14 protein-coding genes are annotated in these 14604 nt (G+C 33.2%); 10 read left to right on the forward strand and 4 right to left on the reverse strand.

Annotated features, from left to right (window positions below; all coding sequences use genetic code 11):
- Positions 1 to 43 precede the first annotated feature (43 nt).
- From HPY57_00395 to HPY57_00425, 7 genes are all read left to right on the forward strand, one after another.
- Complete coding sequence (locus HPY57_00395; protein NPV10240.1) at positions 44 to 280, forward strand: acyl carrier protein; 237 nt, start codon at positions 44 to 46, stop codon at positions 278 to 280.
- Between the two features lie 24 nt (positions 281 to 304).
- Positions 305 to 1546: a beta-ketoacyl-ACP synthase II gene (fabF, locus tag HPY57_00400; protein NPV10241.1), complete on the forward strand. Its 1242-nt coding sequence runs from the start codon at positions 305 to 307 to the stop codon at positions 1544 to 1546.
- A gap of 2 nt (positions 1547 to 1548) precedes the next feature.
- A complete protein-coding gene (gene rnc / locus HPY57_00405) occupies positions 1549 to 2322 on the forward strand; it encodes a ribonuclease III (protein NPV10242.1) in 774 nt (257 codons plus the stop codon).
- A gap of 74 nt (positions 2323 to 2396) precedes the next feature.
- Positions 2397 to 5282, forward strand: a complete 2886-nt coding sequence (gene gcvP / locus HPY57_00410) for an aminomethyl-transferring glycine dehydrogenase (GenBank protein NPV10243.1) — start codon at positions 2397 to 2399, stop codon at positions 5280 to 5282.
- A gap of 9 nt (positions 5283 to 5291) precedes the next feature.
- Complete coding sequence (locus HPY57_00415; GenBank protein NPV10244.1) at positions 5292 to 5687, forward strand: CoA-binding protein; 396 nt, start codon at positions 5292 to 5294, stop codon at positions 5685 to 5687.
- Positions 5675 to 7042, forward strand: coding sequence for a BamA/TamA family outer membrane protein (locus HPY57_00420; GenBank protein NPV10245.1), 1368 nt, complete (start codon positions 5675 to 5677; stop codon positions 7040 to 7042). The genes HPY57_00415 and HPY57_00420 overlap by 13 nt, the downstream gene beginning before the upstream one ends.
- Before the next feature lies 1 nt (position 7043).
- Positions 7044 to 7760 (forward strand): 16S rRNA (uracil(1498)-N(3))-methyltransferase, encoded by a 717-nt coding sequence (locus HPY57_00425; protein NPV10246.1) that lies wholly within the window; start codon positions 7044 to 7046, stop codon positions 7758 to 7760.
- On the opposite strand, the gene HPY57_00430 is transcribed toward HPY57_00425, so the two are convergent.
- Genes HPY57_00430 through cdd form a run of 4 tightly spaced genes read right to left on the reverse strand, consistent with a single transcriptional unit; the run spans position 7757 to position 10918 of the window.
- Positions 7757 to 8584, reverse strand: coding sequence for a purine-nucleoside phosphorylase (locus HPY57_00430; GenBank protein ID NPV10247.1), 828 nt, complete (start codon positions 8582 to 8584; stop codon positions 7757 to 7759). The genes HPY57_00425 and HPY57_00430 overlap by 4 nt on opposite strands.
- Positions 8584 to 9936, reverse strand: coding sequence for a NupC/NupG family nucleoside CNT transporter (locus tag HPY57_00435; protein ID NPV10248.1), 1353 nt, complete (start codon positions 9934 to 9936; stop codon positions 8584 to 8586). Before HPY57_00435 ends, HPY57_00430 begins: the two co-directional genes overlap by 1 nt.
- A gap of 5 nt (positions 9937 to 9941) precedes the next feature.
- Entirely contained in the window at positions 9942 to 10505 is a 564-nt protein-coding gene (locus HPY57_00440; protein ID NPV10249.1) for a thymidine kinase, read from the reverse strand.
- Positions 10506 to 10513: 8 nt separating this feature from the next.
- Complete coding sequence (cdd, locus tag HPY57_00445) at positions 10514 to 10918, reverse strand: cytidine deaminase (GenBank protein ID NPV10250.1); 405 nt, start codon at positions 10916 to 10918, stop codon at positions 10514 to 10516.
- Between the two features lie 267 nt (positions 10919 to 11185).
- Between cdd and HPY57_00450 the strand changes: the two genes are divergently transcribed.
- From HPY57_00450 to HPY57_00460, 3 genes are read left to right on the forward strand one after another with little or no spacing between them, the layout of a single operon-like run.
- Positions 11186 to 11434: a hypothetical protein gene (locus tag HPY57_00450; protein ID NPV10251.1), complete on the forward strand. Its 249-nt coding sequence runs from the start codon at positions 11186 to 11188 to the stop codon at positions 11432 to 11434.
- Positions 11431 to 12117, forward strand: a complete 687-nt coding sequence (locus HPY57_00455) for a protein-L-isoaspartate(D-aspartate) O-methyltransferase (GenBank protein ID NPV10252.1) — start codon at positions 11431 to 11433, stop codon at positions 12115 to 12117. Before HPY57_00450 ends, HPY57_00455 begins: the two co-directional genes overlap by 4 nt.
- Positions 12114 to 14483 (forward strand): hypothetical protein, encoded by a 2370-nt coding sequence (locus HPY57_00460; protein NPV10253.1) that lies wholly within the window; start codon positions 12114 to 12116, stop codon positions 14481 to 14483. The genes HPY57_00455 and HPY57_00460 overlap by 4 nt, the downstream gene beginning before the upstream one ends.
- Positions 14484 to 14604: the final 121 nt, after the last annotated feature.

The raw sequence follows: 14604 nt of genomic DNA on the forward strand, positions 1-14604 counted from the left end.
TGATTAATATTGTTTTAATAACTAACAAAAAAAGGAGTTAAAAATGGACGTACAAGCTAAAGTTAAAGAAATCATTATGGATAAACTTGGAGTAGAAGAATCACAAATTACTCCTGAAGCTTCTTTTATTAATGATTTAGGAGCCGACTCACTCGACATAGTAGAGTTAGTTATGGCTTTCGAGCAGGCATTCAATATCCAAATTCCCGACGAAGATTCAGAGAAAATTCAAACCGTCGGCGATGTTTACAAATATTTAGAAGAAAAATTAAATCAATAATTAACAACCAAGAAAAAAAATCTTATGAAGAAAAGGGTTGTTGTGACCGGTATTGGGGCTGTGACCCCAATCGGTCTTAATATAAACGAATTCTGGTACAATTTGATCGAAGGAAAAAGTGGTGCAGCTTACATTACTCGTTTTGACGCGAGTAATTTCGATACAAAATTTGCATGTGAAGTTAAAAATTTTGATCCCTTAAAATACTTTGATAGAAAAAGTGTTCAAAGGTTGGATCTCTTTACTCAATTTGCGCTTGTCAGCACCGAAGAAGCGCTCCAGAATTCGCAATTAAAGCTTGACAACATCGATAAAAATAGAGTCGGAGTTGTCTTCGGTTCCGGAATTGGTGGAATGTGGACCTGGCATCATCAATCGGAAATTGTCTTTAAAGGTGGCGGTCCTCAAAGAATTTCACCTTTCTTCGTTCCAATGATGATTAGCGACATAGCAGCTGGTCATATTTCGATCAAGTATGGTTTTAAGGGATTAAATTACGCTACAACATCAGCCTGTGCAACTTCTGCTCACGCAATCGCTATTGGTGCAATGCATATTGAAAGAGGTGATGCGGATGTTGTTGTAGTTGGTGGAAGTGAAGCTTCGATTTGCCCGATGGGTATCGGTGGTTTTAATGCAATGAAAGCTCTTTCAACAAGAAATGATGCACCTGAAAAAGCAAGTAGACCATTCGATAAAAATCGAGACGGCTTTGTGATGGGTGAAGGCTCAGCAACTCTAATCCTCGAAGATTATGATTTTGCAATGCGTCGAGGAGCTCCAATTTTGGCTGAATTGGTTGGAATTGGATTAACTGCAGACGCATATCATATTACAGCACCTGCACCTGGCGGAGAAGGTGCAGTTCGTTCAATGAAACTCTGTATTGAGGATGCACAAATTAAACCCGAAGAAGTAGATTATATAAATGCTCACGGTACTTCCACACCATATAATGATAAAAACGAAACAGAGGCAATCAAAACTCTTTTTGGTGAGCATGCATATAAATTAATAGTTTCTTCTACCAAGTCTATGACTGGTCACTTGCTTGGTGCAGCAGGAGCAATAGAAGCAGTTGTAACTGTTTTAACATTAATGAATGATATAATTCCACCAACTATTAATCTTGAAGAACCAGATCCGGAATGTGACTTAAATTATGCACCTAACAAAGCAATCAAACAAAAAGTTAATTATGCAATAAGCAACGCCTTTGGTTTTGGCGGACATAATGTTTCACTATTGTTCAAAAAGTATCAGTAAAATTGTTTCGAAAAATTAAATCTTCTTTACTATTAGTTGTAAAAAGAAGAAGCAAAAAGAAATTTAGTAAAGATGTTGAGAACCGACTAAGGATTATTGAAAAGCTAGTCGGTTCTCCTTTAAATAATCCTGAATTGTTTATCGAAGCTTTAACTCACCGTTCTGCAATAAACATCACTCCTTTAAAGAAAAAAATTTCAAATGAACGACTTGAATTTCTCGGTGATTCAGTCCTGAATCTTGTTGTAACTGAATACATATTTTCCAAGTTCACAAACCAAGACGAGGGTCAGTTAACAAAAATTAGATCACGATTTGTAAATAAAGAAATCTTACTAGCCGTTGCTAATAAACTAAAGATGACTAAACTTCTTTTTATAAATGAGAATGCTGCTAATGCAATCGAATCAGGTGCAAAATCAATTTTAGCTGATTCAGTTGAGGCTTTTATTGGTGCAATATATCTTGACCTGGGTTTTGAAAAAGCAAAACAATTCATCATTAAACATATTATCAAGCCAAATATTCGTCTTGTTAAACTTGGCGACGAAAATTTCAAAAGTCAATTACTGGAATATGTGCAGGCAAATAAGTTATCCATTCCAAAATATGAGGTCATAAAGGAAGAAGGACCTCAACATGCGAAAATTTTTACAGTTCAAGTTTCTTTAGATGGAAAGATTTTAGGAACAGGCAAAGGTCAAACAAAGAAATCAGCTGAACAACTCGCAGCAAAAGAAGCCATTCGTAAAATCAAGAAAATCAATTCTGAGTAAAAATTAATATCAATTCTTTATTTTAATCCTTTACTATATTTGAAAAAAATGTTTTACACTTTGAAAGGCAAACTATGGAGATCCCAAAATTTTTTGAAGACTTTTCATATCGACACATCGGTCCAAACGACAAAGAAATTGACCAGTTATTAAAAGAAATTGGAATTGATTCCCTCGATAAACTTGTTGCTGAAACTATACCGGCAAACATACGAACGACAGAAAAGCTTAATCTTTCTGAACCTTTAACTGAATATGAACTGATTCAGCATATAAAAGAATTAGCGTCAAAAAATAAAGTTTATCGTTCATATATTGGACTTGGTTATTATGGGACAATTACACCAACGGTCATAAAAAGAAATATTTTAGAAAATCCAGGTTGGTACACTCAATACACTCCTTATCAGGCTGAAATTTCTCAGGGCAGGCTCGAAGCTTTGATGAATTTTCAAACTATGATCGCTGATCTGACGAAATTGCCAATTACTAATGCTTCGCTGCTTGACGAAGGTACTGCATGTGGTGAGGCAATGGGTATGATTTACTCAATAATGCAATCATCAAAACCTAATGCTAAAGTTTTTCTTGTTGATTCAAAAGTTTTTCCGCACACGATAGATGTAGTGATAACAAGAGCAAATCCTCATGGAATAGAAGTAAAAGTAACAGACAAAATTGAAGAAGAACTTAATGAGAATGTCTTTGGAATACTTGTGCAATATCCTGATGGAGATGGTGAGATAAGAGACTATTCTAAACTTTTCGAGAAAGCAAAAGAAAAAAATATAATGATTGTAACAGCTGCTGATATAATGTCCCTTGTTCTATTGAAATCACCTGCAGAATTCGGAGCTGATGTAGTAGTTGGTTCAACGCAAAGATTTGGTGTACCGATGGGTTTTGGAGGACCGCATGCAGCGTATTTTGCAACTAAAGAAGAGTTCAAAAGATATGTTCCAGGTAGAATTATCGGCCTATCAATTGATCGTCATGGTGATCCTGCATATCGAATGGCTTTACAAACACGAGAACAACATATTAAAAGAGAGAAAGCAACTAGCAACATCTGTACAGCTCAGGTTTTGTTAGCTATAATGGCAAGCATGTATGCTGTTTATCACGGACCTGAGGGCTTAAAGAGAATTGCTAATCGTATTAATCTATTCGCAAGAATTTTAAATCAGAAATTAAAAGAATTCAGATTTGTACAAACAAATAAAACTTTCTTCGATACTTTAAAAGTTGATTTACATTCAAGTCCCGAATTAGTTATTAAAATAAAAGCAATTGCGGAACAAAAAAGAATCAACTTCAATTATTTTTCCAAATGTTGTGTCGGAATTTCACTTGATGAAACAGTTACATTAAAGGATTTAAATGATATCATTGAAATTTTTGCTGAAGCTTCAGGAAATGATTTTACATCTATTAAAGATATTAATGAAGTTGAACCAAGCATTCCAGAAAATTTGCTCCGAGGTGATGAGATCCTTCCACAAAAAGTTTTCAATAGTTATCATACCGAAACCGAGATGATGCGTTATATCAGAATGCTTGAAAGCAGAGATTTGTCATTGAATTACGGAATGATCCCGCTTGGAAGTTGTACAATGAAATTAAACGCTGCAACCGAAATGCTCGCATTGTCAATGGATGAATTTGCTAACATTCATCCATTCGTTCCATCTGAACAAGCACAAGGTTACCTCGAACTAATTGATTCGCTTGGAAAAGATTTGCTGGAGATTACTGGTTTTGATGGAATTTCATTTCAGCCAAATTCGGGAGCGCAAGGTGAGTTTACTGGATTAATGGTAATTAGAGCTTATCACCATTCAAGAGGTGAAGGTCATAGAAATGTTGTTTTAATTCCTGCATCTGCTCATGGAACTAATCCAGCAAGTGCGGTAATGGCTGGAAATCAAGTTGTTGTCGTTAAATGTGATGAATATGGAGATATTGATTTAAATGATTTGAAACAAAAAGCTGAACAATTCAAAGATAGACTTTCCGCCTTTATGGTCACTTATCCCTCTACTCACGGAGTTTTTGAAGAAGATATTAAAGAGATGTGTGAGATCATACATCATTACGGTGGTCAAGTTTATATGGATGGTGCAAATCTAAATGCTCAGGTTGGTTTGACTAAACCCAAACTAATAGGTGCAGATGTCTGCCATCTTAATCTTCATAAAACTTTTGCAATTCCTCACGGAGGCGGTGGTCCTGGAATGGGACCAATTGCTGTTGCAAAGCACTTAGTTCCATTTTTACCAAAACATTATTTTGTTTCTGTTGGCGGGGATAAAGGAATTAATGCTGTTGCTTCGGCACCCTTTGGCAGTGCAAGTATTTTAACAATTTCTTACGCCTACATTAAAATGATGGGACCAGAAGGATTAACCAAAGCTTCCAAAGTAGCTATCTTGAATGCTAACTACATTAAAGCACGATTGGAAAAATATTATAAAGTTCTTTACACTGGTAAACGAGGTAGAGTAGGACACGAATTAATTTTCGATATGAGAGAATTCAAAATGAGTGCAAATATTGAAGTGGAAGATATTGCGAAAAGATTAATGGATTATGGATTTCATGCACCAACTGTTTCATTCCCGGTTCCAGGAACATTAATGGTAGAACCTACTGAGAGCGAAAGCAAAAAAGAATTAGACAGATTCTGCGATGCAATGATTCAAATCAGAGAAGAGATACGAGAAATTGAAATGGGCCTTGCAGATAAAGAAGATAATGTTTTGAAAAATGCTCCACATACTCTTAAAGATATTGTAGGTGATGAATGGAAACATAAATACTCTAAGGAAAAAGCAGTTTTTCCGACTACTTTTACTAAAATTAATAAATTCTGGCCCTATGTTGCCCGAGTTAATAATGCGTATGGTGACAGAAACCTGGTTTGTACCTGTGATCCAATAGAACTTTATATGGAAAATTGAGGAAATAAGATGGAAAATACTTGTGAAATTTTAAAGAACGCTAAAAATATTGCTGTCGTTGGAATTTCTAACAAACCCGGCAGAGATTCAGGTTGGATTGCAAGACTCTTGCGAGATAGAGGATATAATGTTTTTGGTGTAAATCCAACTTTAAAGGAATTCGATGGAATTCCTGTCTTTAAATCATTAAAAGATATTCCAGAACCAATTGATATCGTTGATATTTTTCGTCGATCAGAATTTGTAACTGAAGTTGTTAAAGATGCAATTGAAGTGAATGCGAAAGTAATCTGGATGCAGCTTGGTGTGATTAACTATGAAGCAGAAAAAATTGCTAAAGAGGCTGGTTTAATTGTTATCATGAATAGATGCATTGCAGTTGAGTACCGAAGATGTTTTGGTTGAAAATTTTTGTAGTGATTGTCTTTCTCTCTAAAGTTTCAACAGCTCAAACTATTTTTAATTTTTTATCAGTACAGGATACATTTAGTCTCCAAAAAAATTATGATATTGCTAATAACGACGAAAAAATTTTAATTGATGAAATACGCATAATTGGCAACAACAAAACTAAACCTGATATAATCCTTCGAGAGTTAACATTCTCTACAAATTCCAGAGTAAGTTATGCAGATTTAAAGTTTAATGAGTCTCGTGTATTCAGCTTAGGAATTTTCAGTGATGTGGAGTTTGTTCTTTCTAAAGAAGAGAATAAAAATGTGCTTTTAATTTTAGTCCAGGAATCCTGGTATATCTGGCCCCTTCCTTTTATTGATATCGCTGATAGAGATTGGAAAAAGTTGACTTATGGATTACATCTCAATATTCAAAACTTAACTGGAAGAAATGAAAATCTGACAGCTGGATTTAGTCTTGGCTACGATCCGAAATTTTACCTACGTTACTTTAATCCAATTATCAACAAGCAGCATAACCTTCTTTTGCAGGTGCAAACTTTAATTCAAAGAAGACAAAATCGAAGCATTGAAGCAATAAAGGTTTTCAACAACCAAAATTATGATGAGAGATATTTTTTGTTCGATTTCCTAGTTGGAAAAAGATTTAATCAATTCAATACAGTTGCTGGTTCGTTCTCTTTTGAATATTTAGAAGCAGAAGAATATTTACCACTAAGAACAGTTTCTCCAACGGGAATTGATCGATTTCTTTCATTGCAGTTTAGTTATTCATTTGACACAAGGGACTTTACTGCATATCCTAAAAAGGGGACGAACATCAATCTTGTCTATCGTAAAGTTGGATTAACTGAATCTGATGTTGATTTTAATATTTTCAATCTTCAGCTCAAGCAAATTCAACAGGTGATTTGTCCAATAATTTATTATAGAAATTATACAAGAGTTTTGGCTGGTCCTATCTTGCCTTATTATGCTAATAGTTTTATAGGATACAGTGAAAGATTGCGAGGACATTTTAGTCAAACATATGAATCGAATTCAATTATCTTTAATACTTTTGAATTTAGATTTCCACTGCTGGAAAAATATTTCTTAAAACTTCAATTACCTGTAATTCCCGAAGAATTATTGACATATACTTTAAGTCTGGACATTCACACTTTTTATGATAATGTTTTGATGTTCAATAAAAACGATAATCTCGCAAAGAAAAAATTAATGAATGGTTTTGGTTTCGGTTTTTCTTTTCTTGTTTTGCCGTATCGTTCAATTAATCTTGAACTTGCATGGAATGAGAAGTTTCAACCTGAAATAATTTTTGATCTTAATTTTCCTTTTTAATATGGAGTTATTTTATTTTCCTGAATTGACAGAAAATCAAAACTTCATCAGACTAACTGGTGATGAGTTTCATCATCTAAGCAAAGTTCTTCGAATTAAATTAGGTGATGAAATTTTTTTTACCAATGGGAATGGCATTATTGCGAAAGCAAGATTAATAAAAATTACTCGATATGATTGTGAAAGTGAGATTTTAGAATTTAAGCGTTATAATAGAAGTAAGTTGAAATTTGTTGCATTAGTACCAATCCTTAAACAAGAAGAAAGATTTGAATTTGCGCTGGAAAAATTAACGGAACTCGGGATTGATGAAATTCAACCTTTTATTAGTCAAAGGACGATTAAAAAAAATTTCCGTTTCGAAAGAGCACAAAAAATTTTAATTACTGCAATCAAACAATCCTTTAATCCTTTTTTACCTAAATTAAGTAATCCGATAGAATTCGCTGAATTTATTGATGAATTGAATTCTGATGATCTAGTTTTTTTCGGAGAAAGGGAAGGAAGACAATTTTTATCCTTAAGTAAGAATAATTTTGATTCAGATTTGAAAAGGATAATTTTAACTGTTGGTCCCGAAGGAGCTTTTACTGATGAAGAATTAAATTTACTGAAGCAAAAGAATTCAATTCCTTTGAAACTTGGTGAGAATAGATTACGAAGCGAGACAGCAATTATATGTCTCGCCTCGCTTTTAAAATCATTTTTTAATGATTAGTTATCGATTGTTTTATTCCAGAAACGGGGGATTTCTTTAATTATTGTTTTAACCAGCTTTGAAAATTTTTCTTTTACAATATTTGCTGTTTCAGTTACTTCTTCATGACTTAATTTGTTTTCGGTTATTCCAGCAGCATAATTTGTAATGCAAGAAATTGCTATAACCGGTAACTCATTATTAGAAGCGTAAAGAATTTCGGGGATTGTTGACATACCAACTGCATCACAACCAGCTTTTCGTAAGAAACGAATTTCTGCGGGAGTTTCGTAACTTGGTCCGGATGAATAAGCATATACGCCACGCTTTAATTCAATTCCGATTTTCTTACTTAATTCAAAAATAAAATCATTTAAGTCTTTTTTTATTGCAAATTTGTTTTTGGGATACCCTGCAAGCTGCTTGAATTTTGCTTTATAATGAAGAAAGAATAAATCATCAATCAACATCAAATCGGCAGGATGTAAGTTTTCAGAAATTCCGCCAGCAGCATTTGTCACAATAAGATATTTCGCATTAAACATTTTTGAAATGACAGATGGTAGGATTACTTCATCTGTTGAGTAACCTTCATAAAGATGAATTCTGCCTTTAAAAACAATGTGATAGGAGTTGCTATATTCACACAAAAAAATTTTCCCAGAATGTCCTGGAATAGTTGAAACAGGATAACCCTCAATATCTGATGTATTTATTGATGTAACCAAATTAAGTTCATCCGCAAAATCGCCGAGTCCAGAACCAAGAATTATTGCGGTTTTGATTTTGACATCACCGAATTTTCTTTTAATTGGTTCGAAAATTTTTTGGTAATCTTTCTTCATCACAGAATAAATCCTGCAATTGTTGCCGTTAATAGATTTGCTAAGGTTCCGCCAGCTACTGCTCTCAAACCCAGAGCAGCAAGATCTTTTCTCCTTTCAGGAGCAAGAGGAGAAATTCCACCAATCTGAATTGCTATTGATGAAAAATTAGCAAATCCACACAAAGCAAATGTAGCCATTGTAATTGACTTTTCAGTTACAAACTTCCCTTGTTGAATTAATGATGACATATCAAGATATGCGACGAATTCATTAAGAACGATCTTTGTTCCAATCAAGCTTCCAAAATTAATTGCATCCTGCCATGGAATTCCAATTGCAACGGCAAGAAATTGCAAAACTAATCCAAAGATTAGTTGAAGATTTAGAGGTTGTTTAAAATGTTCCATTGTTATTGAATTTAATCCAGTGAAACCACCGATCCATTCAAGTAAATAATTTATCAATGCAATTAGTGCAATGAATGCAATTAACATTGCACCAACATTTAGAGCGAGTTTCAATCCGTCTGATGCACCACCAGCAGCTGCTTCGATTGCATTAGAAGCATTTTTTTCAATTTTAACTTTGACAGTTCCTTTTGTAACAGGATCACCTGTTTCGGGATAAATTATTTTAGAAATTGCTAGTGATGCTGGTGCTGCCATTACACTTGCACCAAGCAGGTGAGTCGCAAATTTCAAAAGAGCTTGATCAGTTGGTAGGTTATGGGCCGCAGCGTAAGCTGCACCAAGCATTTGAATATAAGCTGCCATCACACCGCCGGCAATTGTAGCCATTCCACCAACCATAATAGTAAGTAGTTCTGAGTTTGTTAGATCTTTTATAAAAGGTCTAATCATCAAAGGTGCTTCAGTTTGACCAACAAAAATGTTTGCGCTATTTGATAAAGATTCAGCGCCACTTGTTCCCATCAACTTTGCCATAATCCATGCAAATGCTTGAACAATTCTTTGCATCACACCAAGATAATAAAGAAGGGACATTAAACTCGAAAAGAAAATGATTGTCGGTAAGACCTGAAACGCAAAAAAGACACCCATACTTTCAGGATTTCCTGGTCCCAATGCGAGCTTCCCAAAAACAAATTTTGCACCTTCCGTTGTGAATTGAAGAATAATTACAAAAAAGTTTGCAAGCCAGTTAAAAAATAATTTAGGCCAGAGCAGTGGCCCGAATATTTTTCCAAGATCATCACCACGAAGAATAAAGACTGCAAATACAAATTGAATTGCAAAACCAGATATAACAAGTCGCCAGTTTATTTTTCTTTTGTTGTTTGACATCAAGAATGCTAGAAAAATAATTACGAGCATTCCAAAAATTCCGTTTAGAATAGATAGAAAATTCATTTTAATTACTCTCCGTAAATTGTATGACATTTTCTGCATCGTGCTTCATAAATATCTGAAGCACCAACAATTACTCGATCTTTTGATGGAGTTTTTCGCTGTGTTCTATTCGCTGGATTTCCGCAGACGACACAGATCGCTTGAGTTTTTGTGATATACTCTGCAATAGCCAAAAGCTGAGGCATTGGTTCAAATGGTTGTCCACGATAATCTTGATCAAGTCCTGCAATTATTACTCTTTTACCTTCATCAGCAAGTTTATTGACAACATCCACTATATTCATTTTGAAAAATTGAGCTTCATCAATTCCCACAACCTGTGCATCTTTTGCAAGCTCTAAAATTTCAGAAGCATCTTCAACAATTTCGGAAGGAAGTGACTGCTCACTATGAGAAACTATCTCACGCTCAGAATAGCGATTATCAATCTTGGGTTTGAATACAATCACTTTCTGCTTTGCAATCATTGCTCGGCGTAATCTACGAATTAATTCTTCTGTTTTACCGCTGAACATACAACCAGCAATAACTTCGATCCAACCAGTTTTGGCAGGAGTTTGGTGAGGCATAAATTCATTCATTGTGTAACTCCCTTTAAATTTTCGTCTCCAAATGGAAAAGGAAGAAAATCAGATGCTTTAAATGTTTTTGTATTTTTATTTCCATCAATTAAGATTACATCAATATCACCGCACAATTCCCATATAATCTGACGACAGGCACCGCAGGGTGGACAAAAATTCTTATCATCTGACGAAATAGCAATTGCTTTAAATCTCCTTTTGCCTTCACTGTATGCTTTGAAGATAGCTGTTCGTTCAGCACAAATTGTTAATCCATAAGATGCATTCTCAACATTGCAGCCAGTGATTATTTCGTTGTTATCAGTTAAGAGGGCGGCTCCTACTCTAAATTTCGAGTAAGGTGAATATGAAAAATTTTTTGCTTCAATAGCTTTTTCTATTAACTTATCTCTATCCATAACGCTCAAAAATTTTTGTGAATATATTTATATGCTTACGATTTAACAACTAAATGACAATAATTTGCTCCAACTCAAAAATTTTTTTTAACTTAACAACGAAGATAATACGGAAATTACTATGGGGTAAATTTTAGAATTATTGTTTTCATTCTCCTTTTCATTCTAACAGGATGTCGAGAAGATAATCAACCTTTAGAAGAACTTGTTTATTTTCCTACATTTACAAAAAATGAATTTCAAATTCTTAAACCCCGAGGTGGAGATTTGTGGGTTATTAATGAGACTTATGAAATAAAGTGGTTACCATCATCGAGAGCTAAATTTGTCGTTATCGAATTATATCGAAAAAATACTTTGAAAAAAGTAATTTCACCTAAAACAGATAATGACGGTTTGTTTTTATACAGAGTTGATTCAGATCTTCAATCATCAAATCTCTATAAGATTAAGTTGATTAATTATGACGATACAACTGAAATAGCAGAAAGTAATTATTTTTCGATTAGACAATGAAAGTAAAAGTTATCACAGCAGTTATTTTATTCTTGCTCGGAATTTTTGATGACCCATTCAAAACGAATAGAGAAAGAATGGTTAATCTTCAAATCAGAGCTCGTGGAGTTAAGAACGAAGCTGTCCTCAATGCAATGCGGAAAGTTCCCCGACATCTCTTTGTACCAAAGTCGAGAATAAGCGAAGCGTATGATGATGGTCCAGTTCCAATTGGATATGGTCAGACAATCTCTCAACCTTTTATAGTTGCTTATATGACTGAAGTAATCGAACCGGAAAAGTGCAAGAAAGTTTTAGAAATTGGAACAGGTTCGGGATATCAAGCGGCAATTCTCGCAGAAATAGTGGATTCAGTTTTTACAATTGAGATAATAACTGAACTTTATAAGGAAGCCAAAGATAGATTAGAGAAATTGGGATATAAAAACATTAAAGTGAAAAATGCAGATGGCTATTATGGATGGAAAGAACACGCTCCATTTGATGCAATTGTAGTAACGGCTGCAGCAGAATTTGTCCCTCCGCCATTGATTGAACAGTTGAAGGAAGGTGGTAAAATGGTTATTCCAGTTGGATCTCCGTTTTATACTCAAAATTTAATTTTAGTTGAGAAGAAAGATGGAAAAGTTTTTTCAAAAAATTTGATACCAGTCAGATTTGTACCTTTTGTTAGGGGAAAATGAAAACTTACCTTCAACAAATCATACTATTTGTTATCTCTGTAATCGTAATTTCTAATCAATTGGTTTTGATACAATATTTTTCATATCAACAATGGTATAATTTTGCTTCGGTTATCATTTCAATTGCATTGTTTGGATTTGGCTTTAGTGGATTAGTGATTCCAAAAATCAGGAAAGAAACTTCGGAGGAATTGAATAAAACCATTTCAAACATTTTAATTTTATCTGGTTTTTACATACCTATATCTCTTTTAATCGAAAGAAATTTAATAGGCTCTTTTGATTCATACTTAATCTTTTTCGATCTAAAGGAAACGATAAAATTTTTTTTGATCGTAATTAATTACTCAATTCCCTTTTGCATCCTCGCAACTTTAATTGGATTAATTTTTACCACATCTTCTGAAAAGATTGGAAGTTTGTATTTCATCAATTTAATTGGTTCAGGGATTGGTGGATTTCTGGTTATAAACTTACTCTGGATTTTTGAGCCTCAAAGAATTTATCTAATAAATGGACTAATGATTTCGTTGATGGTTTTTTTAGTAAATGGGAATAGTATTAATAAAAAATTTTCTTATAGATTTATTGCAAATCTTTTTGTCATTGTTTTCAATCTTGTTTTTATTTTTACATCGGTTGAGACTAATGCATCACAATTTAAAACCCTTTCAAGATTTAAAAATTTTCCTGATGCAAAAATTATTGAAAAACGAAATTCGCCTTATGGGAAAGTAGAAATTTTAAGATCTTCATTATTACGTTATTCACCAGGACTGAGCTTAAATTTTGATAAAGAAATTCCACAAGGCGAAGCAATATTCTTGAACGCTGAATTAGCTGGATTTAGAATTAATGACACAAAAAATATTGATTATCACTTTCTCAAAAATTCAACTCTTTATCTACCTTTTATTTTTAAATCTCTTAACAAAATTTTAATACTCAACTCAGCAGGTGGAGTTGAAATAAATCGAGGACTTGCAAGTAATGCGAGGAATATAGTTGTAACTGAGAAGAATCCAATTCTTCTAAAAATTGTTTCCTCACAATTCAAAATATTCGATAAATCAAAAATTCAATTAATTAATGAAGATGCCCGCATTTTCATTGAAAAATCAGATTCTAAGTTTGATCTAATTTTTCATCCAGTCATTGAACCAATCGGTTATTCTTCAGGATTGTATTCAGCTCAAGAAAAATTTTTGTTTACAAAAGAAGCATTTCAAAAAATTTATGACAGATTGAATGAAGGCGGATACCTTTCAATTTCCTGCTATATAGATAATCCTCTAAAGACTTTTCCTAAACTATTAAACGTTTTAACTGAAATTAGAGATTCAAAAGGCGATAAAATCAATAATAAAAACTTTATGGCAATCAATAACTGGAATGTTATAACAATTGTAATAAAGAAAGGATCATTTGAGGAAGACGAAATTCAGAAAGCAGAAAATTTCTGCTTCGGAAATCAATTCGATATTTTAATACATCCATTTAGAAAGAGTTCAAATTATTTTAATGCAGTTATTGATCCACAAATTTTTGATTTAATCGAAAAAGCATTAATTGGGGAAAAAGATGTTTTTAATAATTACCTTTTCAATTTGAATCCTCCAACTGACGATAAACCTTATTTTTCAAATTTTATCAATCCGCAAAAATTGAATTTTTATCTTAAACAAATCACAATGTTGAATTTAGCATATTCAGAGGTCGGATATTTCCTTATTTGGCTGGCTCTATTAGTAGTTTTTATTCTCGCTTCTATGATTACCTTCGCAGCATTAAAGACAATCAAGATTAGTTCAAAAAGATTAAAGGTAAATGTGTCGATCTATTTTTCTTTAATTGGGCTTGCATTTATGTTTATTGAAATTTCATTAATTCAAAAATTAACTCTGGTAATGTCAAACGATGTCTTTGCAATTTCCTTTGTAATCAGCCTGCTCTTGATTTCATCAGGAGCGGGTAGCTTTTGGTTTCAAAAACATTTTAATTTGGCTAAGAAGACCCAACTGTTTTTCTTCTATATTTTTCTTGCTCAGCTTTTATTTCTAATATTTTCAGATCAATTAGTGAGATTTTTAATTTGCCAGACAGATTTTCAAAAATATTTACTTGCTGGTTTAATCATTTTCTTTTTGGGTTTTTTTATGGGTATGCCTTTTCCGTATGGAATAAGAAAGTTTTCCTCTCGAGATAAAAACATCGTTCCCTTAGCCTGGGCAATAAACGGGAGTTTTTCGGTTTTTGGTAGTTCGGCAGCGGTAATTTTATTAATAACTTTTGGATTTAAGGTAACTTTTTTGGTTGCTTCTCTTATTTATTTTTCACTTGGATTTTTAAGCTCAATTAATAAATAAATTCAATACTCCAAGAATTTTTCCAGAATTTGATTATTCATCTTTCCAAAAAATTTTTGAGTTTCTAAGTTTTAATGAATTGGGCTTTTGCTGAAAAAATATAAATTATGCGGAAAATATT

This window comes from Ignavibacteria bacterium, assembly GCA_013177855.1.
Classification (GTDB): Bacteria; Bacteroidota; Ignavibacteria; order Ch128b; family Ch128b; genus Ch128b.

Coding starts and splice junctions, on each gene's coding strand:
- HPY57_00395 (NPV10240.1), top strand. CDS start 44: ATGGACGTACAAGCTAAAGTTAAAGAAATCATTATGGATAAACTTGGA.
- fabF (NPV10241.1), top strand. CDS start 305: ATGAAGAAAAGGGTTGTTGTGACCGGTATTGGGGCTGTGACCCCAATC.
- gcvP (NPV10243.1), top strand. CDS start 2,397: ATGGAGATCCCAAAATTTTTTGAAGACTTTTCATATCGACACATCGGT.
- HPY57_00415 (NPV10244.1), top strand. CDS start 5,292: ATGGAAAATACTTGTGAAATTTTAAAGAACGCTAAAAATATTGCTGTC.
- HPY57_00420 (NPV10245.1), top strand. CDS start 5,675: ATGTTTTGGTTGAAAATTTTTGTAGTGATTGTCTTTCTCTCTAAAGTT.
- HPY57_00425 (NPV10246.1), top strand. CDS start 7,044: ATGGAGTTATTTTATTTTCCTGAATTGACAGAAAATCAAAACTTCATC.
- HPY57_00430 (NPV10247.1), bottom strand. CDS start 8,584: ATGAAGAAAGATTACCAAAAAATTTTCGAACCAATTAAAAGAAAATTC.
- HPY57_00435 (NPV10248.1), bottom strand. CDS start 9,936: ATGAATTTTCTATCTATTCTAAACGGAATTTTTGGAATGCTCGTAATT.
- HPY57_00440 (NPV10249.1), bottom strand. CDS start 10,505: ATGCCTCACCAAACTCCTGCCAAAACTGGTTGGATCGAAGTTATTGCT.
- cdd (NPV10250.1), bottom strand. CDS start 10,918: ATGGATAGAGATAAGTTAATAGAAAAAGCTATTGAAGCAAAAAATTTT.
- HPY57_00455 (NPV10252.1), top strand. CDS start 11,431: ATGAAAGTAAAAGTTATCACAGCAGTTATTTTATTCTTGCTCGGAATT.
- HPY57_00460 (NPV10253.1), top strand. CDS start 12,114: ATGAAAACTTACCTTCAACAAATCATACTATTTGTTATCTCTGTAATC.